Genomic DNA, 26,917 nt, shown 5'->3' with positions numbered 1-26,917 from the left:
ACGCAGCACCTAAAAAGCCAGCTCAGCCACTTTGAGGCCATGCCGATCTGCCCACTGCTGGCACAAAGCTTTTAAGGATACATTCATGTCAGCTGTCAGCCACACCTGAGCGGTAGGTGCCAAGCGTGACAGAAGCATGGGTAAAAGCTTACCCAGCAACGCTTCTAGGTGCCTATCTGAAAAATCCGACGCACCAATTATCAACAAGCTGATGCCTTTAAGGCCCCTTAAGGCATGGTCTGATACATCCCCTGCCACTGCATCACAACTGGCTGAACCTGCTAGCGATAGAGATTGTGCCCAAAGCTTCAACCCTTCGTCTTCTAGCTGATCATCTAAGTGCTGGCTGGCCCTGTCATTATCAGTTAAAACAGACACAAAGCCGCACCCTTTGTCTTGATGCAACTTACCAAGGCGGGAAACTAAAGATGTATTACCCAGCACCAACGTGTGTTGCCATATACCACTTCGATCCATCAAAGCAGTTAGTGCTTCAAGTGACTCTCCTTTGACCAATCGGGCATGAGAGGCAGCAAGTTTTCGTTGCGGCGATAATGCAAGATGAAACCGACTCGTCACTTCTAATGCGCTGCTGGGAGCAAACACAACTCTTAACAACTGGCTAGACTCAAATTGGTTTGCTTTAGCAGAAAAGGCACTAAATACACGCTCGCCTTGCCGCCCCTTCACTACTGATAAGCTATCCGGCTGCGCGCCTTGAATGTCCATTAACAGCTGACTGCCGGTTGCACTGCTGATGATCGCCCGGTTACCTTGAATGCTGATCTGCTTATCTTGTGGAAAGTGCCACTGCAAAATTACTTCACGAGGCTGCCCATCGTTACAGTGGAATTGGTCAACCACACTTAACTCGTGCAGTGCTGAATCTAGGGCTACGCGGCGCTTATGTGCCACTTGAGGCAGAACGTTTAAGGCCATTTCTACAAAAGGAAGAGATGGCGAGTCATCAAACGTCGTTACTTCCCAGGCACTCAGACGATGCTCAAAGTCCGCATCATAACCAGCATCCGACACCAGAGGGATATTGTGCGCTGAACGGCTGCGCATATAACGGCGCACTGGGTCTTTACCGCTGTAATTATAGAGACCAGAGTCAATCAACCAATCTTCGCCGCCTGCATAAAGACTAATATGCCCCTCATCCTGCTGGTGATGATACCGGCTAGAACAACCTACTTTCACGATGCAGTGAAGTGCGTTGCGATAATCTTCCTGACCAGGCCATAAATCACGAAACACCGCGTAGCCAGAATGGGGATAAACCACGTTAGATTCTGGCGGTCGCTCCCCCTGCTTCCCGTTCGTCAGCGCATATAACAGGTGTTGATATTCCGGCATGTGGCCGAAAGCATCGCGATACATATTAGACGTAGGCAGCTGCTCTGTATCACCAATCGGCGGTAAAAGACCATCTGGGCGGAGAATATGGGTAATAAAGCGCAGTGCCTTGTGGGCAAACACATCGAACTGACTCGATAGCCCCCCTAGTACCTCTTTGGGATAGTCTTTGATGATTCCCAGAAAAACCTTGAACACAAAAATGTGATAAGCAGGACTGTTTTCAACGTGGACGCCTTCATCAGTAAATGAAAATTCCAGTTCGCTGCTGATTCGCTGCTGTGCAATCTGCTGCCATTGCTTAGCCTGCTCACCTTCAAACACAGTGCCAAGCAACAGTAATACCCGGGCTTGCTCAAGCCCATGGTTAGTATGTTCAGAATAAAAGCTGTCTTTGGCTAGCCAATTGCCGTGTGTTTTAAGTGCCTTTTCCACATACACTAAAAACTTAGCGTTTAGTTTTGCCCAATTAGGCGCATAGCGGCGGCTGTAATAAGCTAGCAATACCAGCTGTTCGGCTCGAAGGGCAGTCGCATGATCATGCCAGATGAACTCAAATGGATACGTTGTATCGGTTTCCAGGTAAGTATCTAACCACGACTCAACTGATTCGCGGGCGAAGTCCAGCACCGCATCATTCTCAGAGGCATGGTGATAAGCCATCAAATAAGATAAAAACGACAACCAATTCAGACGCCACTGCCAACTGCGGTTATCAAGAGGGTTCTGTTCCCAACTGCCCCAACGAGTGAAGTTAACTGGCTTGAAAGGGCCTAGTGTCAAAACTCTGCTGACGAACAGGTCCTTTCCCAGAGTATGATTTCTAGATGCATTTAAAACATATATCAACTTATCAGTAACACTGCTCTCTAACTTCAGAACAGAGTCCGGACTAGCAGCCACATCAATCACCATAAATAATCAAATCCCTAGATATCTTAACAATCAAAAATAATTTATATTTAATAGATAAACAGTGACTAAATAATTATTTTTTTATATCCTAGTAGCTTTAGAAGATCTTGATATCCTTTTAGCATTTCGAGCTCGGTCAAAAATTCAATATTGAAAATTTCTTTATACTTATTATCCACTTTAAAATCCCCGACTGATTCAGCACTTTTATAATACTCATGCCTGGGGTTGTTGACTAATTTATTTGTACTCTTCTCTAGTCTTGCCCAATAAGGAGCCTTATTTCCCCCTATAGAGTGAACCTCATAATTTGTAAAATTATCAAAGGAACGTTACCATAAGATAAATCTAAAAAATTTAAAAAATTATTTTTATGATTCTCATCAAAAACAATTTCGTCCATTTTAATCAGCATGCCATTCGCTGAATTTTTAAAAAAATCGGAGTAGGTAAGATAAAAATAATTAACTTCCTCTTTTGCATAATCTAAAAATTTAGCCTTATCACCTTGGATGGCATTAAATACTGAAGAAAGTGCTTCGCTGTTGACTCCTAAAGACTCGCGCTTGTTATAAAACCGTGAAGCCAGCAATCGTACAGGATGTTTAGAGGCAATTAATGTATAATCAATTTTTGTATCATGGAAAAATTCTAGCTTTTTGGAACTATCTACAAAGGTAGATATTTCAGGGTGATGCTTTTGAAAAACATCATATATATCTTGAAGTGTATCAGATTTATTATCTTTCAACTCCATCAGAAGATTTCTTGTCCAATATTTACAGTCCATGCCACAGAAATCACACTTAGGATTCGCTATATTCTTATTCTTAGCACCATATTTTTCAACATAACTATACAAAAGCCTGTGAACTTCCGAGCCAAAAAACCATCCATCCGAAGTGTTTAAAATATATCCTAGAACAGTGGTTCCAGAATAAGATGGGCCGAGTATTTGAACTTTTTTCATATAGGGCTCCAACGTCTCTATTTTTAAAACACTATCAATGATTGTTAATTTTTAGAATTACAAAAGATAAACCGAAAAGTCAGTTTTTTTATCACTCGACATGTACACAAGCAAATCAGCATGACCGACCGCTCTACGATCTTCATTAACGCGATAAGATTCTTCCACTATCCATTCTCCGGAGCCAGTCACTTCAACCTTTACAATTTTTTGATTACCAACCTTTGAAAATAAAAAAACGACCTGACCCTCTATCAAAGCATAAACATCGGACAAAAGAAATTGATGCCTTACTTTAGAAACAGCTTTTATTATTCCTTCAACAGAGTCTGATATCAAAATTTTATTTTGTGAAATTACAACTTCACGAGCTAGTGTGAAACCTCTTTGTCTAGCGCTTTTTGCTACAACGCTTACAAAATCGGTGCTAAGCACTTTTAAATCAGAGCCGGAAGGATGGTCACACACATCAGACCATTCATGGTTTTCGATCCAAAAATTGGAGTGCCACCTTTCTGATTTAAATTTTTTTATTTCTTCCCATGTTTTAAAATCGGTATACCCCGGATCGTCAAAAACAATAAAATTCTTATGAAAAAGAAATATTGAAAGCTCATCATTTTGTTTATGAACATGAGAGTGCCAACCCGACACTAGTGATAAATGGGTCAATTTAGTTGGCCATCTATACGAAAAATACCCTGCTCTAGAATAAAAACTACCTGACATATTTGAAAAAGGAGACAATGCTTCTTTGGGATCCTCATGACCGTATACTTTATGTAATATTCTTTTGTTAGGAAGGCGAAATGAGTCACCTAAGGGGATGTACTGTCCATTATTCAACAAAAAGAAACCTAAAAATTCTTTACTTTTTATCACGATATTATCTATAATATAATTCAAACGACTATCTTTAGGCAGTAGCAACTTAATCTCAGAAATGATTTCTAAATTATATTCTTGATATGAAACGGAGTGCTCTAAACACACGCCCTCACCGTCGTACATTTTTTGAAGAGTTTCACCAAGTCTTTTAAAAACTTTATTTAGCGTTAAACGATTAGAAGAAAACTCGGAGCGCAGTGCTTTTATAATAGCAACATCAGCCATCAATCCATGATTGTTATTTTGATAAACATGATCCGAAAGGAGCGTTTTTATATCTTCTTCTAAAATATTAGAAAGGCTTACCAACACTATATTATCTATTTTAAATTTCTTCTTTAAATCTTTTAGCACATCAATTCTTATAGCTGTAGTGTGATCCCCAGTTCTAGTATTGTAATATTTATTCTTTTTTCTATCTCTAAGATGATAATTATAAAAATCAACAACAATATCTTTTTGTAATTTTTTTTCCAATGATGGAAGCCATCTCAAGCTATTAAGATGATGCTGCCAATTTTTTGATTTGTAAGGGTCTTGGCTCCAATTAATCGGAAAAATAATTTCCCTAGAAGGAAATGCACTGTGCTTTAAAAAAAAACTTTTGCTTGATACCTCATCTTTTTTTTTAGGAAATACATTCTCGATATCGACATTCGGAAAAACACTTTCGTAATTTTTTTGATCTAGAATTCCGCGGATTATTTTCACCTCTGATTCAGCGCTCAGAGGACCATGCCCACTAATAGGATCGTCATACTCAATAAATTTAACACTTTCAAAATAAGTCAAATCCGTTTTTTCTCTCCACTTTTTGTAGTGATTGAAGTAATGAAAATCATCGACCTTATTTTGTGCATATACTAAATTAAATGCACCACTATGCCCGTTTATGGTGAATCGATTCTGAGTTTCACCAGCATTTTTCACATAATCAAAATCACCACAAAATGATACGTCTACCAATTTCTGTAATGTCTTAGCATCGTAATTCCTAATATCAGTTTGAACATTTGACATATAAAGCGTTGATTTCGGGGTAACCTTAGCAAGATAAAAACCCAGAATACCGCCTCCACTAGTTCCATAGTAAAGAATTTTAGCAGGATTTATTTGAATTTCTTTTACGAATTCTCCCCATAATTTCGCGACTTCCAAAGCATAAAAACGCCCCCTTTCACCTTGAAACCAAGCCAGATTCATTTCACTATCTTTAAACAATGTGGGATCAAAACATGAAATACAGTTATAGTCTTCTAAAAAACCAAAATACTTTGATCTTTGAAATATAGGAACAGACTTACCTCTTATAGTTCGCCCTGGAGTAAAAAAAACAACAGGAGAATGAAATTCGTCTGTCAAATTCCATTTAAATGGGTATATTACTCCATTCAGGTATATAAAGAACTCGCCATCTTTAACTTCCTTATAAGCGCTTAAAAAATCTGGATAAACTTTTCCCGAACTATAACCATGGCGAATATTTTTTTTCACAAACCTCATCCTAAATATTATATATTTAAACAACAACTATATTTAGCTCATATTTACCCCTGAGCTGCAACAACTGCCACTAATTTTTTTCCTATCAAGTCAATATCAAAGTAATCTTTAGCAAAACTAAAAACTTTTTCTGCATTGCAGCTATTAGCCGCTATGCCCTCTACAACGACATTAGTACTTGTATAGATCCACTCTTTCGGATAAATCTCATCCGCGCCTTCCCATGGCAATACAATGGGGGTACAGCCACTGGCAGCGCCTTCGGCTACCGCTAGGTGGAAGCTTTCGTGATCGCTTACTGAAAGAATGAAATCAACCCCTGCGTACCACTGGGGCATATCATTGCCATGCGGGTCAAAGATCACGGCATCTTGAAGCAGCGGGTCCTCTTGTAAGCGACGATACTGCTCTTCATACCAAGCCATTTCTTCGGGCCGGTGCATTACCATCCAAGCAAAGTCTTCCGGCCGCTTCCCTTTCACCCGTAAGGTGTAACCGGTATCTTCCTTGCGCAGTTCTTTCAGGATATCTAACGCCCGGTCTAAGCGTTTGCTTTGTGGCACCATACCAACCAAGCCTAACACTTTGCCATTGGTGGGTTGACGCGGCACCGCCTGCATGGCGTCGATATCAACGCCGTTGTAAATTACTACACCGTTTTTCTTCAGTGCAGGGTTACGCTGCTGGGCGTTACGCAGCATATGCGGGCCTACAAATATCACCTTATCAAACGCATCGAAGGGCACTTGGTCAAACAACACATTGCGCAGTTCCTGAGCGTGTAACCGCCCTACCAATCGTTGCCCTTTGACTTTGTGCTTGGCATACCAAATAGCGTTACCCAGGGTCCATTCACAGAAGACCGTATCGGCTTGGCGCACCAAGCGTTTACTGGTGGTTTCGTTGTGCTGGTTATGGCCGGTCCAGAAATCTAGCAGTATCCGCACCCCTGCTTTCGTGAAGTATGGATAAAACGGCTTGATAAACTTGAGATCGTGCCCGGCAATCACGATGGTCTTCTTCGGCGGCACATCGGGTGCCTGGGCATGCACCTGAGGCGGCTTGCGAAGCGTTAAGGTTGACTGACGCGATGCCCACTGCTGTAGCTTGGAAAGTACCATTTCCGTGTCTGGGCGAAGTAACTGTAACGACGTATCAATTGAAGAATTTTCCACCGCTACCCCCGGCCAGCCACCTTCTTCAAGCACCGCATTACGGCTGAAAGCAATTCGTTTATGCGGGGCATAAAAGGTTGGCCAGATAAGGTCTTCCAGGTCTTCTGCTTCCAACCCTTCCAATGCACGGGGGTTGGCCAGTAACCAAAGCGACCCAGGCGCCGCGCGCTCGCCATCCGGCGTTGCACAGCGAATACCTTCTGCTTCTAGTTGGGCGCGAGTGCCTGCCTGCCATTCACGGCTGATAATACTCGCCGGGCGAACCGTCTGAGCTAACACGCGCTGTGCGCTAGCCGGGGTGATTTCAGATGTATATAAGGAATAAGCCGGTGGCTCGGGGGCTTGAATAACCATACCGGCAGTGCGCAGCATCTGGGTCAGGCGTAGCTCTGTGGTGTGGGCGCGCATGACTGCACGGGCACTTTTCAGCGCCACACGCCAGCGGTACGCAGGGTACTGCATCAGGTTTTCAAGTGCCTGGGCGGCATCGCTTTCAGTACGCACCACATGCCCAACCCCTTCCAGATAGCGGTTCATACCCAAGGCCGGGCCGGAAATCAACGGCGACCCACAGGCCGCGGTTTCTACCACGCGCCGCGAAAACATCGTCGGGGAATCTAACACCGAATTGACGTTAATTTGCACCGGGTGCGCTTTGTAGGCTTGAATCATCTCTTCATAGCTGAGGCTACCTGCCACATAGTTACCCAGGCCGCCGGGATATTTATAGGGCGATGCGGGGTCATCATGCTGGCGATCATAGAGCGTTAGGCCTAGAGGCGCTGCCGCGCTCATGATCTTGTCCATGTACTCGGTGCGCTCTGGGTAGCGCTTGCCATAATACGTACCGCCATACGCGGCCGTTGGCTGCCATTCACGAGTAGACGGCAGCAAGTTATGGATTTTCGGGGAGGCATAGAACGGTGCACTACTGGCGGTTTGCGTCAGCGCATCAGGCGTGGTGAGGTAAGGAATAATCCGCCGACTGTCAGTCGTAAACACATGATCACACTTAGCGGCGGTTGCGCGGAAACGGTCAAAGTGAACCGGGTCTTCCTTATTCCAGAACAGCGACGGAATCCTTTTGCCCCGACAATGCGCCAGCAAGGCATCTAGCGCTGCAAATTCATGCACGCTGTAGTGCCCAACTTGACGGAACCACTGCCAATCATTGCCCTTCCAGGCAGACTCAACAAACAACGCATCAATCGGTTGTGCCTTAATCTGCTCACGCCAGTTATCCGGTGAAAGCGGCACCACCTTGACGGCGCTGGCCAGCGTGTCGGTCGTAAACGTATCGCCAATTAACCCCAGGGTTAGCTGCGCCAACGTTTTAGCCTTCACTTCACCTTTAGCGGTTTGTTTGTGTGGACGCGCCACCACGGATTCACGCAACTGCTGCAAGCTACGGGCATAAATACTGGTGACGTGATTCCAGGTACGCTCGCGATCAACCCATGCACGCGCCGCGTTGCCCAGGCGCTCACGCTCGGCGGGGTTGCTGATAAGCGCTTCAATGGCATCGCTTAACGCTGCTGCGTTGTCTTTTTCGAACAACCGTGCACGTTCGCCCCCTGGCCCCGCCATGACGTGATGGGGCGATACATCGGAAAGCACCACCGCTTTCCCCATTGCCATGGCTTCAAGCGGTTTGAGCGCCGACACCATTTCGGTAACTGCCGAAGAAAGCCGCGGTATTGGCATGATATCCATGCACGATAAATAACGTGGCACTTCCTCAAACGCTACCCGCCCGGTGAAGCGGCACTGATTTTCAATGCCTAAGGTTTTAGCGGTGGCTTTAACGGTATCAATAACCTTGCCATCCCCCACCAGCACAAAAACAAAGTCCTGCCCCCGTTCCTTCAATTTGGCTAACGCTTCCAGCAGCAGCTCTAGCCCTTCATAGGCAACTGCGCTACCTGCATAACCAATTACCGGCACCTCTGCAGGCAGCTTAAGTTGGCGCGCTACATCGGTATCTGCAGGCCTGGGGGTAAAGCGCTCGGCATTCACCGCGTTAGGCACTACCGTAATACGCTCACGCGCGACGCCCCAACTGGCCAGTTCATCGGCCAACTCTTCGGTCAAGGTAATGACAAGATCTGCCTCTAGGGCAGCCTGTTGTTCCAGTTCACGCATCAGCTGGTAACGTTCAGAGCCTGCCCACTCAGGCTGAGTCGATGCTTGCGTGACTTCCCACAGCCCGCGCACTTCATACACAAACGGCAAGCCCAAGCGGCGCGCCGCCATCAAGGCCGGCAGTGCCGTAATATGGTTTGAGGCTGCCACCAGCATTTCCGCCCCGCTGGTTTGCGCTTCACGCAGATAGTGGTCTGCCGCCTCTGCGAGGTAGAGATCCAACGGGGTTTTGGCAAGATCCCAGCCAGCACACGCCGCATACGCTACGCCGTCAACCGTGGTTTCATGGTAACCACGGGCCAACCCCTTAGCGCCCCCATCCCACGGAAAACCAGGGCGCGTCGTCGCACGAACGTTCCAGCCGGACGCCTGTAAACCCACCGCAATACCATGAGAGCGAGTCGAATAGCCGTTAGTGGCGTGGGGAACCGACTGGTGTAAACAGTACAACACTTGTTGGCGGCGGCTCATTAGCCCGGCGTTGGGCTGGCGAGGCGGCAGCGCCACCCCACCTTTAAGGTGCGCTAAACCCGCGACAAAAGCCTCGAAATCGCGCTTGGGTTTATCAAATTTAACCCCTCGAGCTTGCAGGCTTTTTAGCGCCAGCAGCGTATCGGTTAAACGGCCTTCTTTATAAAACCACTGGCTGGCAGTGGAATAATCAACCTCTTCTAGCACTTCCACCCCTTGCAGGGGGTGCGGCAATGCAGGCGCAGGTAGTGTGCCTTGCGCGACCGACGCCAGGGTTTCTACCATTCCCTGGGTCAGGCGGCTAAACGTCAGTACATTAGGGTCTAACCCTTGAAGAACAGCATTACCCTGCACGCTCGCTTGTTCAGTGTTCTGTTCGTTGCTTAGTTGCTCAACGCGGACATCTTCCAGCACCTGGGCCATGGCTGCGACTAACGCCCCAACATCATTCGCCTTGGCAAAGCTAACGCCTTTGACTACCGGGCAGGCAGCTTCTAACGCAGGCAGCTTCGACATGACCAGCCGCTTGCCATACGCCAGCGCTTCCAATGCTTTTGTGGGTGGCACCAGCTCGCATATCGGCAGCGGCTTGCGCGGAATAACCACACAGTCCATCAGCGCGTAATACGTTGCCAGTTGCTCACCAGTCGCTTGGCCTACCTGAATAAGCCACGGCTTATCAGCATCACGCTGTTGATCACTTACAGTGTTTGTTAACGGCTGTTCATCCCCTACCAGCAGCAACTTAATATTAATGCCTTTGTTTACCAGCGCTTTACAAGCTTGAAACAGCACATCCAACCCTTCATAAGCATGAAAGCTGCCTATGTAACCAATAACGTTATCACCCTCCCAGATTCCCAACCGACGCTTCAGCGCGGGGTCGATAGGTTGAAGGGTGGGCAACTCACGCAGGCCATTCGGCACAACACTAATACGCCCTGGCTGAACGCCACGCTTGATCAGTTCTGCCTTCATCGGGGCATTAAGGGTAAATACCTGGGTGGCTTCACGCGCAATAAAACTATCCCGCGCCGCTTCTTCCCGAAAACTTAACGTGTGGGCATACCCGGGTTCACGGGCATCGGTGGCAAGCTCCCCAAACCCCCGCGCCTCAAAACAAAACGGCAACCCCAGCCGCTTAGCCGCTACCCAGGCAGGCAGCGCGGTCACCCAGTTAGACGCCGCCACGACAACCGCAGGACGGTACACCCGAAAGCGTTCGACAAAACATTCAACGCTGGCATTTAAATTAGCCACCTGACCCTGCGGCACCACGCCATGAGGCCAGCGGGAATGAACGTAGGTTACCCCGTTCACCGCGACGTCGGGCGAGAGATCGCGTTTAGCATAAAACGCCCATTGGCACCCGGGGCGAACAAAGCACAACACCTCTAACCACTGATGGTTCAGTGCTTCCGCAATTCCCTGCGTGCGAACCGCCTCACCATGGGTCGCGTCGTACTGGCCATGATTGACGACGTAAGCCACCCGCCCAGCAATCGGCTTAGCAATTGAGGTAAGGCGATGCTGCGCTAACTGTTCCGCGTGCTTAATCAGGGCGTCCATGTAATACCTGGTCAAAAAGTGAAAATTACTTACTATAACAGTGCTTTATTTCGTTTAATCCTCAACAGATATCATGACATAACAGTAAAGAGATCGTATCCAGCCGATTCAACATGCTCTCAGCCTCTGCTGCGCTTTTCTAGCAGGGAGAAATCTAGCCCTAAAGCGCATTCGGGGGCTACCCCATTCACAGCGGCCGGTATACTGAAGTTAAGACCTGCGGGCTGAGATGACTCGGTAAGCATGAAAGAATCAGGCTCGACTTCGATCTCTTCGATCATACGGTAGTCATCTGCATAGACCTCTCGCAGCCGAGCTTCCGTAGCAGGCGTTAGCAGTTGGCTCAGTGACGGCAATAATTTGCCTCGCGCATACTTCTTGCGGAAGTAGATCGCCGGGCAGTCAGGATCGGCCCAAGCCAGCGGCACGCTACCCTTGGTGGTGCTGTTGGTGGGCTCCTTGAATACCCGATCGCACAGTTCGGCAGGCAGCAGTTCGCACATCTCATGATAGACATTATCCATGCGGATCACCTTGTTATAGGTAATCGGCAACAGATGCCAAACCTGCGGGTAGAGGTGGCCGTCAACCTCTTCCCAACGCTCGGTCTTCAGCAACACGACGTATTCTTGAACGAACTCGTCGAACGTCAGCAACGCCGGATCACGTCCCACTACTTTTTCCAACCGCCTGAGCAAATCCTCTGCTCCATCTTGCTGTATGACTTTATTCTTGTAGGTCGAGAAAACCCGGTCAACCGGGTCTCGGTAGACAAACAACTTAGTGCTAAAGCGCTTGTCTATCTCTTCAGGCGTCAGTTCTTTAACTTGGGCATGCTTTATCAGGCAGTGGATAGAGGGAAGGTCACCGGAGCAGGCACCAGGGTACAGCAACTGAAACAACTTCTTAAACGAGGTGGAGGCGTTCTTCCGGATATAGGTGAAAAAAAAAGAAACGTCTTCGGCTTCAAAAAAAAAATCCGGAGAAAAGTTCGTTTTGTTTATTGGATTATTTGATTTATATATCACGCGCAAAAACCTCACCTATGGCTGCAGCAAGCATTGAATTGATACAGCATGCGATAGACCCATTCTGGCCACCCATACTTGCCAATTATCAACTTCACTCCAACCACTCAAGAAAACAAAATCCAGTCCAGCGACACTGGCCGCTTGATAATCGTACTTGCTGTCACCCAGAAACAGTGCCGGCTGCTGGATGTTGCCAGAAACCAGCTCACGGGCCAGGATCTCGTCCTTGGTATCCGGGCTGCCAAAGATACCGCCATCGAACCAATCGACGATACCACGCTGGGCAAACACGTCGCGTAGTTCAGCTTGATCACCACCGGAAACTATCAGCCAGCGGGCATTGGGTGTTTGCTGGCGCAGCGTTTCCAGGCCGGGGGCCATATCACAGCTCAGCAGACCTTCGCGAACATGGTCGGCATACACCTGCAGCAGCTCCTCCAGGTAGGGGCCCTGCTGCAGATTGGCATGAGTCGGGGCAATTTGCTCCAGAAAGTAAGCGAATTTTTTGTAACGTGATATCCCGCCGTTGGCAACGTGGTAGTCGACCATGGCCTGCGCAGCGCTCTCGCCATAAGGCAAGGTAGTCCGGTAGAAGGCCTCAGTCTTGACCTTGTTGGAGTCGAGCACTACGCCATCGCAGTCAAAGGTTAACGAATGATATTTACCTAGACGCACACTAACTCCTAAAAAAATCAGGCAACGAACTCTCACCAAAAATACTAGCGATGTAGTCCAAAACTTCGGAGTCATTTTTTATAATCTCTCTGCAGAAATCACTTGATTCATTCCATCGCTGCAAAACAGATTCACGCTCATCAATTTCCAGCCCACTAAAACTACTTCCTTTACCTGCATCTGACACAAAGTCGACATTTTTATCTCTGTTTATGAAACCTAAAGACTTTGCCAGAGCATCTCGATACTCTCTATCTTTAACCCATCTATCAAAAATTACTGGGAAAAATTCACCCCTAGTTATAGAAGATGGATTAGAAGTTAGAAACGCATAGCTTTTCCAGTTAGACAACCTTTTTTTCAACGTAGAGTAAACCCAGTCATCATTTTCTTTTTTATATTTCATCTCCTTCCAGAGCATCTTTTCTGCAGAAGGCAGCATATTTATAGGGTTCCTCAAAACAAATAACTTTAGGCACTTCTGCGGAGGGCCAAAAACAGAAACAATGGGATTCAAAATTGACTCTTCGTTAAAACGCCTGACTGGATAATTTTCAGAACTAACCAGAAGGCGACCTCCTATACTCTTGAAAAAATCAACATACTCTTCATTAATTACTATTTTCCCATCAATTCTCTCAGCATAAGCCTTTACCTCAGTAGGAAATGATACTCCTGACCTGTTTTTTAAAAGAGGTCCTCCAGGCCTAACATTATTAAAAATTAAAAGGTCGTCTGGAGACAACCCTGCCAACCAGTTAATCACCGCATGATTACCGCTGCGCTGAAGCCCAAAAAACAACCAAACGTCATAATGCATACAGGGAAGCCTTTAATAAGAATTATTTGCTAAAGCCGTTTCAACTTTAACTACGTCCTCGGGCACGTCTACCGCCAGGCTGCCGGGCTGAGTTTCCACCATGAGAATGGCCTTACCCAACTCCAGGAAGCGTAGGATCTCAATGTCTTCCGCGTGCTCCAGTTCGCTCTTACGACCAAAGCCTTGGAAGGCGGCTAGCTCGTCGCGAGTGAAGGCGTAAATGCAGACCTGCTTCTTATAGCGCTTTGGGGCACACTTGGCATCCTTGAATCCTGGCAGCGCAACACGCGACATGTAGACCAGCTCGTCGCGCTCGTTAGTGATTACCTTGGGGATATTGATGCTGTGGGGATCTTCGTTGTCGCCCACCCAGCTAACGCCGTTGATGATGGCATCCATATGAGCCAGCTTAGCATCGCGCACCTTAAGAATATCCGCGGGATCGGCTAGCGGTTCATCGCCTTGGACGTTGATATAGAGGTCTGCCGGTATCTGCTCCGCGGCCTGAGCCAAGCGGTCAGTTCCCGTCAGGGCGTCGTCGGTGGTCATCACCGATTGAAAGCCGGCGGCTTCAACGACTTCAGCAATACGCTGGTCTTCGGTAGCAACATAGACATTCTCGGCGCCAACGGCACGGGCCGAGAGTTCGGCGACCCAAAGAATCATCGGCTTGCCCAGCAAGGGCACCAGCGGCTTGCCCGGATAGCGACTAGACCCATATCGGGCGGGAATCATGACCACACTGCGCATAGCGGCCTCACTCATAGTGTAAGAGGAAAGGAAAAGAGCCGACGGGAACACGCGAACTCAGAGAGCGTAGACCGACTCGCTATGTAACCCATAGCGGGTCGGCGTAATGGCGATCATCGGCAGTGCTCCCTCAGCCGCCTGGTATTGCTCCAGCAGCTGATGCATTTCGCGGCTTCGCGGGTCATCGGCACCGTAGCCGTCAAACCCAGCCATCAGGATACGGCTTGCTTCGCCACTGGTCGCAACCGCCAAAGCATAAGCAACAACAAGCGAGGTCGGTGTGGTGCAGTGCATCTCTGAAAAATCAAAGCTATCCGTTTGGACATTGAGGCCAAAATCTAGCACCTCCTTATTTCCCAGCGAGTCGCGCACATCCGTCGGCAGCATGGAGTACGGGGTGATCAGCGGTTGGGGTAAGCGCGTATGAGACTCGCAATCCGCCAGCAAGCGCACCGGATGACATGCCACCCGCAGGTCGATCAGCTCGGCATCGATGGCGCTCTGGGTATTGAGAGCCAGCACTAGCGGCTTGCAATCACGGATATAGCGCTCCAGCGCTTCGCGGTGGCGAGCCACACCGGGGCCGGTGCCCAACAGCAGCACGTCGCGCCCAGCAAAGCGCTTTTTGGGTGACCACTGGCCGGTAGGGTCACCGCGATAGAAATGGCGTGCCGCGTCCAGGGTGTTGAGGCTGAACTTCTTGCCCCCTTCTACCCGCAGGTGCTCAATCACCGCCAACACATCTTCCTCACTGTAGCGGGAGTCGCTGAGCATCTCCTGGATGTAGGTGGGGTGAATGCCGTACTTGCCCGCTAAGTAGTAGTAAGGGTTAGTACCCCACCCGTAGTGGGCCTGCATAGGCTTAAAGTGCTCACGCAGCAATACCATCAGCGGCACCATATTGACTGGCTTGCCGCGGCGCTCTGCCATCTCAATGGCCAACTCCTCGGTGCGGGCATTGCCCGGCCCTCGACCCATGCCGGTGACGGTGGAATCAACCCAGGTCACGCCTTCATCCAGCGCACGTAGGGTATTGGAGAGCGCCAGACCCAGGTTATCATGGGTGTGGATACCCATGGCGCCCTTCCACTCGCTGCGGAACCACTGGATGATCTGCGCCGCTTGGTTAGGACTCATGCTGCCCATGCTGTCAGCAAAGTAGAGTGAATCCATCGGGTAGGCATTGGCCAGACGGGCGAGTGCCTTCACCTCTTCTTCGGTGCGATCCGCCACCTGCATCAGGTTGAAGCCGACCTGATAGCCACGCTCCTTCAGCCACGTCACGGCGGGAAGCGCCTCCTCGAATTCATGCACGTGACAGGCAATACGCACAAGAACTACGGGAGAGTCTTCCGCCGCATTGGGGAACAAGCGCTCCAGCGCCTCTTGCTGGGGAACTTCGCTCACCAGTTCGTTACCATTGACCATCACGCCCACAGTCAAACCAGAAGGAATCGTCAGGCTGCGGATAAACTCATCGGTGGTGAAGGCACAGGGTCCCTGGAAGCCCTGGTTTTTCAAGGTGCGAAAACCCAGTTCCACTACGTCTACTCCTGCGGCCTGCATGGCATCGAGGTACTGGTGGATCAACTCGGGATGAAAATCCCAGGCGTTATAGTAGCCGCCATCACGAAAAGTGCAGTCAAGTAAAAAATTCATAACTATAAACCCACCTCATTAAAACCGGAAGAGCTGATAATCTTCAGTCCCTTATCCATAAAACCCGGGCATTTCGTCAAGTTAATTCTCGATGATGCGTGCATGATTCTAGATGGATTCCATCTCTCTTTCCTAAACCTCTCACCATTAACCCACTCAACACCTGAAAGCATAACTTCAATAGCATTATTAGCACTTGCCAAATCTGAAAAGTGAGATGAGCTGGGTAGTTTCCCCCTCTCCATATTTTCCACAATCCTCTTATATATAGCAATCCCACTACTAGCAACATCTAACTGACGAGAATAATTGCCACACACAAAATTAATTGCAGACAAAAACAAAAGCGTCTTAAATATATTTAGTGAATAGGATTCTTTAAGATAACCGGCTGCAGAAATAATATTAAAATCTTTTTCAAGATCACTCAATAATAACTGCAAAGGGTGCTCAGAAAAAATCAACCAATGCCACCTGGATGTAATTAAAGATATGACAAGCTGAAACTCATCCTGACGAACGTTCTTATCTTTAAATTTAGCCTCGGAGTCAATCTCTAGTCGATCCAAAAGTTTTTGAATACATGACTCATAATAAATAAAATGAGGATGCGAAGCATCGCTCATCTCTATTTTCTTATATGTATAAACAGATAATGTAGAAGAAAAAACCTCTAAACTAACACTTGAAGATAGAATCTCATCGCAAATTTCGCTAACTTCATTTTTTGACAAGACTCGCTTAGAGTTAAATATATTTTCCCTATATAACTTTTCTGCTTTATTCATTTCGCAGCAACCTTCCATCTAGCTTCTCAGCAACGTTATCGAATCCATACCTAGAGTAAATGAGCGTCCTATTCGCCATAAGCTCATCTTTTCTTTCTTCCAAATCCAAACTTTTAAAAGCGGCGATTATTTTTTTAGCAGCATGAGCATTTTTGACTTTCCAACACTCAGAGTAAATACTCTCAGATTCTTCCCAAGGCCAAATCACTGGATAGCATCCAGAAAGTACTCCGTCTGCTACCGCATAGTGAAATGACTCAAAGTCACTAGGTGAAAGAATATAATCCACACCCTCATACCAAAGCGGCATATCGTTTCCCCAAGGGGCAAAACTCACTTTGTCTTTTACCAAGGGTTCACTATTTATTTTATCGTAGCAACTATTATAATACTCAAGCTCAGGAGAGCGGCTAGCCGAATGCATAAAATCATATTCTTCTGGTCTCGGCCCTTTGATTACTAACTCTGCATTGTACCCATCCTGTCTTAGCGCTAGCAAAAGATCAATAGCTCTATCAAAACGTTTTCTTTGCGGGACGATACCAACCATTCCAAGCACTATCTTTCCTTTATTACTATTTTTTCGACTTTCCGAAATAGTAAACTCATCATCGAAAACAAAATTTGGTATATGAACAGATTTACTTGAAGCCCAGCCAAATATTTTTTCAGCTTCTTGTCTAACACGCTCACTTACAACGATAAATTGGGTAACATTACTTTGCTCAATTTTTTTACCAAACTTTTTGGCTCTCGGATTTATCTCTTGAAGATGAACCCTAACGAACAAAGGTTTTTGTTCAACATTATTAGTAGAGTACCAAACTGCATTAGCCAACCCCCATTCACAAAAGACTTTATCGCTCCAACTAAGAAACTCTTTGCTTCTTTTCTCGTTTCCAGGACTCCCCCACTCCCATTCATCGAACCTAACATGGGCACCCTTTGACTTTAAGAAACTATAGTACGCGTCAATAAATTTTCTATCATGTCCTGCGAAGACTATTTTCTTTTCATCAAAAGAAGACTTTCTATTAATAACCTTACCAACTTTAACTGAGGCAACTGTAATTGAGTGATTACTTAATACTTTCTGAGCAATTACTGAAGTGTCAAAAGCATCTAAAGCTTTCGAATTCATTATAAGTTTTTCAAAATCATCGACAGATGAAACAAAAAATGGGTAATCTTTCCCCAACAAATTCTGATGGATCAAGCTAGGGTAGTTGATCGCTCGAGCACCACAAGCAACGGCTTCAACTAGCTTAGTTGAAAGCTCAAGAACAGATTCTTCGAGTTCTTTGGGTCTATAGCACCATACGAAATCAGCTGCAGCAAGGTGCTCTAACACCTCTTCTCTTGGCAATCCTGGTATATGACAGACACTTAACTCTTTGAATCTTTTTTGAATTAAATTTCTAAACTCTTTCACATTATTACCGGGAGCTGATATTTTATTTGCAATTACCGTAAGCTTTATATCGAATCCTTTTTCCTTAAGCCTTTCAGTCCAATTAAAAAGTTCAATAACACCCCATGCAGGGGTTATTTTTCCGGCATAGACAATATTCACTTCCTGCCCTTCAATGGCTTTGGGGCGCCTGAATTCGATTTTCGGCAAGGGAGGCGGAATAAGTGTTGTTTTAATGTCGAATTCAGATAACTCTTTAAGCTTTTCCTTAATTTCAGGAGTTTGCACAAAAAACTCGTGCACTTGCCTGGAAATTTGCTTAACAGAATGTTCCTGCTCACGTGTTATGGTTAACAAATTATTCTCGTAGCTGTAAAAATCAGTCAGGTATACAAAGGAACGATGCTTGAACTGTCTCGTTCTATGTAGTTCTACTGCTGCCGACAGCCCTCTTATAACAACATTTTTTATAGTCGGAAGATAATTATCTATAATACGCAAGCATTGGATAGACTGCATAACATCCAGAGCAATGGCTCCCTCTCCTAAAAAGTCAGAAGGCTGGAGAATAATTAGATTATCAACGGACTTCAAAGAGTCAAATATCTGAAAGTTCCGAACACCTTCTTTCATGAAAAGTATGGTTTTTTGTTGTGATGCTAAAATTTGCGCCATTGATGATAGCCATATAGAAGATCCATCAATGACATTAAGTGTAATATCAGCATAAAGCAGGCATTCTACGTCCAGCAACGATGGATGATTAATCAAAAATCGCTGCAGCGACTCTTCAATCCCATTAGCTGTTGTCTTTTCTATTTTCTTATTTTTTATAAATACTCTCTCCCCACTTTTACAGCCAAACTTAAGCAAAGATATCGATATTTTTACTTCTCCGTCATCATTCTTAAATTCAAAAAAATTCCCCGTGGTCTCATTGGGATACAAGTACTTAAACCAATGACTGAAGTTACCGGACCACAAATATCCATACTTTGAAAGGTCAAGCACTTCACCTAAAGCGCTTTTGGCTTCAACCAAAAGAATTGACTTTCTTCCCTTGACACCTTTTCCTATCACCTCGCCAGAGAGAGATAATATCTCTCCTTCATTAAGATCGTAATTTTCCCATTCAACTTTTTCGTGGAGCTCTTCGGCACTCTTAGTTGCAAGCTTAGTTAGAGACTCAGCATTTTTGGGATCTGATCCAGCAGACAGACTAGCAATGCTTTTTGTAGCCATCAGCTGGACCGACTGTCCAAGAATTGGCTGGGTAGCAGACCCACTCTCCTTCCCCTTCAATGCCCTCACCATCGGCTCGGTGTGCGCCGAGAACAGTAGCTTGGCACTCGGCTTTGGCGCAGGCAGCTTCAGTGACCCCTGAAGGGCTGTCGCCAGGCTTGTAGCATTACCGGCCTCGAACGTCACTACGCCCTCATACGTCTGGGCGTATTCCGCCAGGGGCGCCACATCGGAGACCACCAGCCGCTTGCCATAGGCCAACGCCTCGGCGGCTTTCATCGGCGGCACGAGTTGGCACACCGCCAGGGGATTGCGGGGGATCACCACCGCATCCAGCAGCGCGTAGTAGCCCGCGACCTGCTCATGGGGCACGCGACCGACCTGAATCAGCCAGGGAGGGGTATCCGTCAGGCCGGTGTCGGCTATGTCGGCAGCTGAAGCGCCGCTCTTGTTTTTTAACGTCAGGGGCTGGTCATCGCCCACCAGTAGCAGCTTGAGTTTTTCGCCCTTTTGCACCAGCTCGGTGCAGGCTTGTAGCAGCACATCCAGACCTTCATAGGGGCTGAAGCTACCGATATATCCAATTACTTTTTCGCCTTCACCAATACCCAGCCTTTTTTTAAGCGTTGGGCTTACCGTTTTGATAGCTGGTAGTTGACTCACTCCATTAGGCACTAATGCAATACTGTCTGCCTTTATTCCTCGCTTAATCAACTCGTTTTTCATTAGCTGGTTAAGCGTAAAAACTCTCTGAGATTGTTTAGTTAGGAACGTTTCACGATCAGCTACTTGCTTAAGCTCAAAAAGTTCACTATGGATCGGCTCGGCTTTATCACGAATCAAATCCCTAAATCCTCTCACCTCACTATAAAATGGTAACCCTAGTCGTTTAGCAGCAATCCAAGCTGGTAGGCCAATTAACCAGCTAGTTTCTGCCAACACTGCGCTGGGTCGAAAGACACTGAATAGCGTTAAAAAATAGTCAACACTGGCATCGAGTTCAGCATTTTCGTTATTGCGCACAGCGCTATGTGGCCAACGGCTGTGAATATACCTTACTTCTTCATATGATGACTCTGGAGAAGTCTTTGCTAACTCTCTTGGGCAGTAAGGCCCGACAAAGCAGAGTGCCTCAAGCCCACATTGGTTAAGTGCCCTGGCTATGCCATGTGTGCGTATTGAGTAACCATCGTTCGCATTGGCATGACTCACTACATAAGCGACACGCCCTTCTATCGGCTGGGCAATGGGTTTTTGAGCTTGGCTCGCAAGCTGTTGGGCGTGGTGTAACAAGTCATCCATGTATCTGGCCGTGAGTAATAGGTGGTGAATAGTGAATAGCGAGATGTTGAGTAGTGAGGTTTTAGCTCCCCCTACTTATCATTTACATGCTCGGAGCGTTTACCTTTTAACCTAATAGGCCTACTGCATCGATCACGCTTTCTTTGGCACGTACTTTTTCAGCACTAACGATAAACGACTTGTGCTTGACGAGAACACACACCACATCCGCTAGGGTAAGTGCTTCTTCCAGCGTGGCCAGCGTGGTGTTTTCACCTTGCAGTGTTTTCGGTAGCGTTTTGATATTGGGTTCTACTACTTGCAGGTGGCAGCCTAGCTGCTGCACTTGCTGTGCAATGCCCAAGGCAGGGCTCTCGCGTAGGTCATCAATATCCGGTTTGAAGGCAATGCCCAGGCAAGCCACAGTTAAGTCACTGCGCGTGGCACTTGGGTTTTGCTGGTGGTAGTAATCTAGCGCTTCTTTCACGCGGCTCAATACCCATTGGGGCTTGTCGTCATTTACTTCACGTGCAGCGCGAATGATTTTCGCTTGTTCGGGGCAGGAATCGACAATGAACCAGGGGTCTACGGCGATACAGTGGCCGCCAACACCGGCGCCCGGGGAAAGGATATTAACGCGTGGGTGACGGTTGGCCAGGGCAATCAGTTCCCATACATTAATGTCTAACTCATGACAGATAGTGGAAAGCTCATTAGCGAAGGCAATATTCACATCACGGAAGCTATTTTCAGTGAGCTTGGCCATTTCAGCGGTGCGGGCGGTGGTGGTTACACAGTCACCTTCTACCACGATTTTATAAAGCGCACTGGCCACCTCTGCGCACTTAGGCGTCATACCGCCAATCACGCGGTCATTTTCAACCAGCTCACGAATAACGTGACCGGGCAATACGCGTTCCGGGCAGTGGGCAATGCGAATATCTGATGCTTCACCGTGAGTTTGGGGGAAAGTTAGATCCGGGCGGGCTTCAGCCAACCACGCAGCCATTTGCTCAGTAGCGCCCACAGGGCTAGTAGATTCCAGCACCACTAGGTTGCCAGGCTTAAGTACCTTGGCCACTGCTTTACTGGCGGCTTCGATATAGCTTAAATCTGCTTTGTGATTCTGGCCGTTTTCATCGGTATGGAACGGTGTGGGAACCGCAACCAGAAACGCATCGGCAGGCTCTGGCGTCGTCGTCGCACGCAGATACCCCTCTTTCACTGCCGCGTGAACAATCATGTCCAGCTCTGGTTCAACAATGTGAATTTCACCGTTATTAATCGTATCAACAGCGTGTTGATTAACATCTACACCGATAACATTTTGCTTGCGGGAAGCGAAAACAGCAGCGGTCGGTAGGCCGATATAGCCCAAGCCGATCATGGAAATAGTGTCGAAGGTCATTTGCTTTCTCTAATTAATTGATTACTGGGCCACGGACACTCACTGAAAGCACGGAAAAGGTCAAAAACAAAATACATGATCATTTTTTTCCGTGTTTTCCGTGGATTCCGTGGCAAAAGAAGGCCGCCGCCAAACGCTTAGTTAGCTAAGATATCGCGGATACGTTGGCAGGCGTTGCCGTCGCCGTAGGGGTTGTGGGCGTAGCTCATGGCGGTGTAGGCGTCGTTATCGGTTAATAGCCGGGTTAGCTCGCTGGTAATGGTCGCTGCATCGGTTCCTACCAATTTAACGGTCCCTGCTTCAACCGCTTCCGGGCGTTCGGTGGTATCACGCATAACCAGTACGGGTTTGCCTAGCGAAGGCGCTTCTTCCTGAATGCCACCAGAGTCCGTGAGGATAATGTGAGCCCGGTTCATCAGGTAAACAAACGGCAGATAGTCCTGCGGTTCAATCAAGTGAACATTATCGACAGTGGCTAACAAGCGGTTAACCGGCTCGCGTACGTTGGGGTTGAGATGTACGGGGTAGAGAATTTGCGTATCCGGATGACGCTCTGCGGTATCGGCTAGGGCTTGGCAAATACGCTCAAACCCGCCGCCAAAGCTTTCTCGGCGGTGGCCGGTAACTAGAATTAGGCGTTTGCTTTCATCCAGCATCGGGAACCGCTCTGTTTGTTCAGCGGCTAGCGCCTGATTAGTTTCCAGCTTGTTAGCCACTTCCAGCAGCGCATCAATGACGGTATTGCCCGTTACGTGAATAGTCCCTGGGTCAATGCCTTCATTAAGCAAGTTTTGTTGCGAGGTGGCTGTGGGCGCAAAGTGAACCGCTGCCAGCGCGCCGGTAAGCTTACGGTTGCCCTCTTCCGGCCATGGAGAATAAAGGTTGCCGGTACGCAGGCCTGCTTCAACATGCCCGACGGGAATCTGCTGGTAGTAACACGCCAGGGTCGTTGCAAATGTGGTGGCGGTGTCGCCATGCACGAGAACGATATCAGGTTTGAAGTCTTCTAGTACTGGCTTAAGGCCTTGAAGAATACCGCAGGTAACGTCATTAAGATCCTGCCCTGGCTTCATGATGTCCAGGTCATAGTCAGGCGTCAGTTCGAATAGGGCAAGCACTTGATCCAGCATTTCACGGTGCTGGGCAGTGACGCAAACACGAGCGTCAAAACGTTTATCCATGGTTAGCTGCAGTGCAAGCGGTGCCATCTTAATAGCTTCTGGGCGTGTACCGAATACTGTGAGTACTTTCATTCCCTACCTTCTTTTCAATTTTTGATCCAATGTTGGACTAAGTGACATGCCTTAACAGCTCTATGGCGTTTTAGCTTGCCACTTTTACTACTTGTGCCACGCCTAGCTTGCGCCTTGCAGTCTGTATTCCAGTTCCTGACAGCGTCGGTAGTAATGTTCCAATAGCTCTTGGGTTTCTACCAGTTGCTGAGCAACGGGAACAGCATCAGCGCTTTTAGGTGCACTTTTGATAACTTGATTAGGCTTCTGCAACCGCTGTTCACAAATACTAATGTTTATATCAAAAAGATGTTGCCCGTATTGAAAGGCCGCCTGTTGATACAGTGTTATCGCGTGTTGGTAGTCGCCTTGATTGAAGGCGTCGTGCGCGCGTTTGACGAGATCTTTTTCCATGGGATTGGCTCGTAGTTTATGAGGTGTGCGGAGTAAGGCATGAGGGGCGCAGGCCTAGCTCCTTTCCATTTATTTTTAACTAGCCTTCGATTCTCAGGCTGTGTGCATTGGGCAGGATTAGCCACTGGGAGGGACGTTGACGGGTTTCGAGTAGCGTATTCCAACAGGTGGTTAGCTCGCTCTCCTGAGGGTAGCTGTTACCTTCCAGCACGATATCTAGCCGCTGGGTAGGTAGTTGCTTTAATAACTGCGGCAGTGCCACTTCTCGGCTGTGGCCTGCTTCTGGCAGTGTTTCTCCAACGATGACCAATACGCGGGCATCTTCAGGTAACCATTGGTTTAAGCGTTGCAGCGTTGTGTCTGCTGCGTAAAACAGTGCTGTTTGATCATTGGCTTGGCACTCCCACCACGGGGCGTAAACCACATTCACCGCGTGACTAAGGCGTTTGTTATTTAACCGTTCTTTGAGCTCATCACTGGCCGTTTTCTGATGCTGAAGGCTGACAATGGTTTGCGGCAAATCATCGTGGGAAAGCGTCACTTCATGATGAGCTTCCTGATGCTGGCCGTTTTGCTTAATAAGCCGTGGCTGTTCGGCCCGTGCATTGATAATGCTCTGGGCAAGTAACTCTGTCGTGTTCCCACTACCGAAAATCACTACCACATCATGACGGTGGGTATCATAGTGTTCTAGCAACGCCATGGCGTAACCCGGCGCAAGCTGGGTACTCACAGGGCGCTGCCCATATTGCAGATAGTGTGTCAGCGCCTGTTCATCACGCTGCTGGCGGGCGCTACGGGTAACGTGCTGGCCAAGCGCGCTGGTCGTTTGCTGAATATAGCTGCGCTGTTCGCCAAACAGTGATTCCAGCTTGCTTTCTAGCTGCCCAAAACGTTCGTTACTTTGCTGTAACGTAGCTAGCTGTTGACTGAACTGGCTGATCGTGGCGTCTTTTTCAGTTATCTGCTGCTGAGCTTCCGCTAGTTGAGACTGGGCATCTTTTAGTTGGGTATAAAGGGGGTTGCGAGCAAACCCCAGCAAGAAAAAATCTGGGTCTTCTGCTTCCTGAGCCGCCACTTCAAAGCCATGCTGCTCGCACCATTGTGTTAGCTCATCGGTGGTCGCCATTCCTTCATACAGGCGCAACGGGCTGGTACGCACCCATAAATGGGTTAACTGATTTAGCAAACCGGCATGGTTAAACGCTTGCAACAAGCTTAGAGCGATTTCCGGTTGTTCGATAATTAAATGAGTGAGCGTTGCTTGGCTAAGGCCAGCCTGTGCCAGCGCCTGCGGCAGCGTTTGGGTATCCACTGATTGTTGGCGAGCATTGCCAAGCCCTGGATAGAGGCTGGTTAGCTCACTGGCGGGGGCCAAGCTGTTGAAGTCTTTCAGCGTATAGGCATAGCACACGGCCTCGCCACCCGGCGGCGTTACCGGCTGTTCCGCAAGGTGCAACGCCGGCAAGGTTTTCGCTAACGTCTGTTGCCGCTCTGGCAATGAAGAAAGCGCTGCCACCAGTGTCACGTGGTTCACATGTTTGAGCAGCGTTTCGCTTTCTTCACGAAGTGGGCCAATGTGTACTAGCAGGTCAACCTTCTGGCTCATGCTTTCGCCCCTTTCGCTATTGTTTGCAGCGCTGACAATTGGTATTGGGGTGGATGTATCTCGCGATTTTCATCTTTCCCATAGCGAAGGTAATGCAGTAAAGGATGCTGGCCAGAAGCGGCGACATCCTCATAGTGGGTAAGGTAAAAATCAGTACTAAACAGCGGCCCTGGGTGGCGGCCATCAATAGCACCAAACTTGATGAAATGCTCGGCGGGTTTGATATTGGCCTGAGCCACATCGGGGTATTGCTTGCAGTACCACTCGGTATCAAAGAGTGGGCTGGCTTCCAGCATGGCTACCTGTTTGGGCAATGCCTTTTTGTAACTGCGGCTTTCGCGATATGCCGTTGATGCATGGCGCTGGGCATGCACCCGTAGCCACTGCACCAAACGTTCCAGGCGGTGTATGCGCTGTTCACTTTCCGTGCGCAGCACATTGAGCTCTGACTGGCGTTTCTCTAACTGCTGACGGAGATACACTTGATCTGAAGCGCTTTTCACAAGCTCTTGTTGGTTTTGCGGATATTCCGTAGATACCTGTTCGGATAGTGCTTGATGTTCAGTACTTAGTGATTCAAATGCCTGCTGAACCTGTTGCAATGTACTCAGCAACTGCGCATTCTCTTTCTGCACGGTGACCAGAGTTTGCTTGTCAATCTCAGTCTCTTTGCGCCGGGTTTCAAATGCTTGCTTGAGTGCTTCGTTTTCTTTTTTCAGCGTTTGAAGCTGCTGCTCCAACTCTTGCAGGCGTTGGGTATCTTGCTTGGCTTGTTCGCGCTGTGCGTTCAGCTCATTTGTTCGTTCAGACACAATCTGCTGCGCGCTTTGAAGTTGTTGTAATACCAGTGCATGCTCATCGTGAGCCCTGCTCAATTCACCTTTCAGGCGGGCAATATGCTGCTGCTGGCGTTCCTGAGCGGCTTCTGCCTCTTGTAGTGCTCGCCCGTTGCGCTGCCCTTTTTCACTTTCTGCTCGGCGAGCGTGATATTCGCTTAGTGCCGCTTGGGTCACCGCTATCTCACGGTTTTCCTCAACCGAACACTCTTGGCTGCTGGCTACCAGATAGGCATGGGTCTCTTTTAATGCGTGAAATTGGCTGCTCAAGTAAGCCGCGGCTAGCTGATAAATCGCATTTTCAGCACGCTCTAACACGGGTGCTTTCACCACTGTTAATTCGCAACCAGGCAAATAGCCTGCCAGCGTTACTTGGCGGCGCGCTGAGCGAAACAGTGCCAGTAAGCGTTTGGCTTGCGCCACCCAATCATTAAGCGCGTCTTCGCCTTTTACCCCGCTTGCCAGGCTAGCCGCTAGCCATGCATTAGGCTGTGGCCACGCGATGATGCACTTACGCGCTGCCTTTTCTTTTAACCAGTTCTTAAGTGCCGTTAACGCTTCTTCACTAAACGTATCAAGCACAACCGGATGGCCTTCAGCGGCATTGGCTTCATCCGTGTTGGGCAGCCCCTTCACGATATCGCTTAACGTTAGTTCAGTTGCATTTTGCTCGCGCACGTGGGCGCCTGATTCGGCCTTGAATTTATCTATTCCTACGTACACGACTAAGGACATGGTGAGAGCAGCTCCATTCTCTTCTTTTGCAATC

General features: G+C 47.9%; 16 protein-coding genes. All 16 read right to left on the bottom strand.

From position 1 onward, the window contains the following. Positions 1-9 precede the first annotated feature (9 nt). Positions 10-2,142 (bottom strand): heparinase II/III family protein, encoded by a 2,133-nt coding sequence (locus ELY33_RS14785; RefSeq protein ID WP_167470101.1) that lies wholly within the window; start codon positions 2,140-2,142, stop codon positions 10-12. 421 nt (positions 2,143-2,563) lie between these two features. Then, positions 2,564-3,244, bottom strand: a complete 681-nt coding sequence (locus ELY33_RS14780) for a hypothetical protein (protein ID WP_126948670.1) — start codon at positions 3,242-3,244, stop codon at positions 2,564-2,566. A 57-nt stretch (positions 3,245-3,301) separates the two neighbouring features. Beyond that, complete coding sequence (locus tag ELY33_RS14775; RefSeq protein ID WP_126948669.1) at positions 3,302-5,626, bottom strand: hypothetical protein; 2,325 nt, start codon at positions 5,624-5,626, stop codon at positions 3,302-3,304. A gap of 53 nt (positions 5,627-5,679) precedes the next feature. Beyond that, positions 5,680-10,992, bottom strand: a complete 5,313-nt coding sequence (locus ELY33_RS14770; protein ID WP_244208620.1) for a glycosyltransferase — start codon at positions 10,990-10,992, stop codon at positions 5,680-5,682. Between the two features lie 119 nt (positions 10,993-11,111). Beyond that, positions 11,112-12,020, bottom strand: coding sequence for a sulfotransferase family 2 domain-containing protein (locus tag ELY33_RS14765; protein ID WP_244208625.1), 909 nt, complete (start codon positions 12,018-12,020; stop codon positions 11,112-11,114). A 15-nt stretch (positions 12,021-12,035) separates the two neighbouring features. Next, positions 12,036-12,698, bottom strand: a complete 663-nt coding sequence (locus ELY33_RS14760; RefSeq protein WP_244208619.1) for an HAD family hydrolase — start codon at positions 12,696-12,698, stop codon at positions 12,036-12,038. Position 12,699: 1 nt separating this feature from the next. Continuing rightward, positions 12,700-13,518 carry a hypothetical protein gene (locus ELY33_RS14755; RefSeq protein WP_126948666.1) on the bottom strand — a complete coding sequence of 273 codons (819 nt, stop codon included), beginning with the start codon at positions 13,516-13,518 and terminating at the stop codon, positions 12,700-12,702. Positions 13,519-13,530: 12 nt separating this feature from the next. Continuing rightward, positions 13,531-14,268 carry a 3-deoxy-manno-octulosonate cytidylyltransferase gene (locus ELY33_RS14750; RefSeq protein WP_126948665.1) on the bottom strand — a complete coding sequence of 246 codons (738 nt, stop codon included), beginning with the start codon at positions 14,266-14,268 and terminating at the stop codon, positions 13,531-13,533. 57 nt (positions 14,269-14,325) lie between these two features. Next, positions 14,326-15,927: an aldolase catalytic domain-containing protein gene (locus ELY33_RS14745; RefSeq protein ID WP_126948664.1), complete on the bottom strand. Its 1,602-nt coding sequence runs from the start codon at positions 15,925-15,927 to the stop codon at positions 14,326-14,328. A gap of 2 nt (positions 15,928-15,929) precedes the next feature. Next, positions 15,930-16,715 carry a hypothetical protein gene (locus ELY33_RS14740; protein ID WP_126948663.1) on the bottom strand — a complete coding sequence of 262 codons (786 nt, stop codon included), beginning with the start codon at positions 16,713-16,715 and terminating at the stop codon, positions 15,930-15,932. Then, entirely contained in the window at positions 16,708-20,670 is a 3,963-nt protein-coding gene (locus ELY33_RS14735; protein ID WP_126948662.1) for a glycosyltransferase, read from the bottom strand. The genes ELY33_RS14740 and ELY33_RS14735 overlap by 8 nt, the downstream gene beginning before the upstream one ends. Positions 20,671-20,776: 106 nt before the next feature. Then, positions 20,777-22,057: a UDP-N-acetyl-D-mannosamine dehydrogenase gene (gene wecC, locus ELY33_RS14730; protein ID WP_126948661.1), complete on the bottom strand. Its 1,281-nt coding sequence runs from the start codon at positions 22,055-22,057 to the stop codon at positions 20,777-20,779. Between the two features lie 137 nt (positions 22,058-22,194). Further along, entirely contained in the window at positions 22,195-23,310 is a 1,116-nt protein-coding gene (gene wecB, locus ELY33_RS14725) for a non-hydrolyzing UDP-N-acetylglucosamine 2-epimerase (protein WP_126948660.1), read from the bottom strand. A gap of 102 nt (positions 23,311-23,412) precedes the next feature. Beyond that, complete coding sequence (locus ELY33_RS14720; RefSeq protein ID WP_126948659.1) at positions 23,413-23,703, bottom strand: hypothetical protein; 291 nt, start codon at positions 23,701-23,703, stop codon at positions 23,413-23,415. A 79-nt stretch (positions 23,704-23,782) separates the two neighbouring features. Continuing rightward, positions 23,783-25,312, bottom strand: a complete 1,530-nt coding sequence (locus ELY33_RS14715) for a hypothetical protein (RefSeq protein ID WP_126948658.1) — start codon at positions 25,310-25,312, stop codon at positions 23,783-23,785. Beyond that, positions 25,309-26,883, bottom strand: a complete 1,575-nt coding sequence (locus ELY33_RS14710; protein WP_126948657.1) for a coiled-coil domain-containing protein — start codon at positions 26,881-26,883, stop codon at positions 25,309-25,311. Before ELY33_RS14710 ends, ELY33_RS14715 begins: the two co-directional genes overlap by 4 nt. Positions 26,884-26,917: the final 34 nt, after the last annotated feature.

The sequence above is a fragment of the Vreelandella andesensis genome, from assembly GCF_003989795.1.
Lineage (GTDB): Bacteria > Pseudomonadota > Gammaproteobacteria > Pseudomonadales > Halomonadaceae > Vreelandella > Vreelandella andesensis.
Note: the sequence above shows the minus strand (reverse complement) of the source record. Positions and strands in the feature narration are given on the sequence as shown.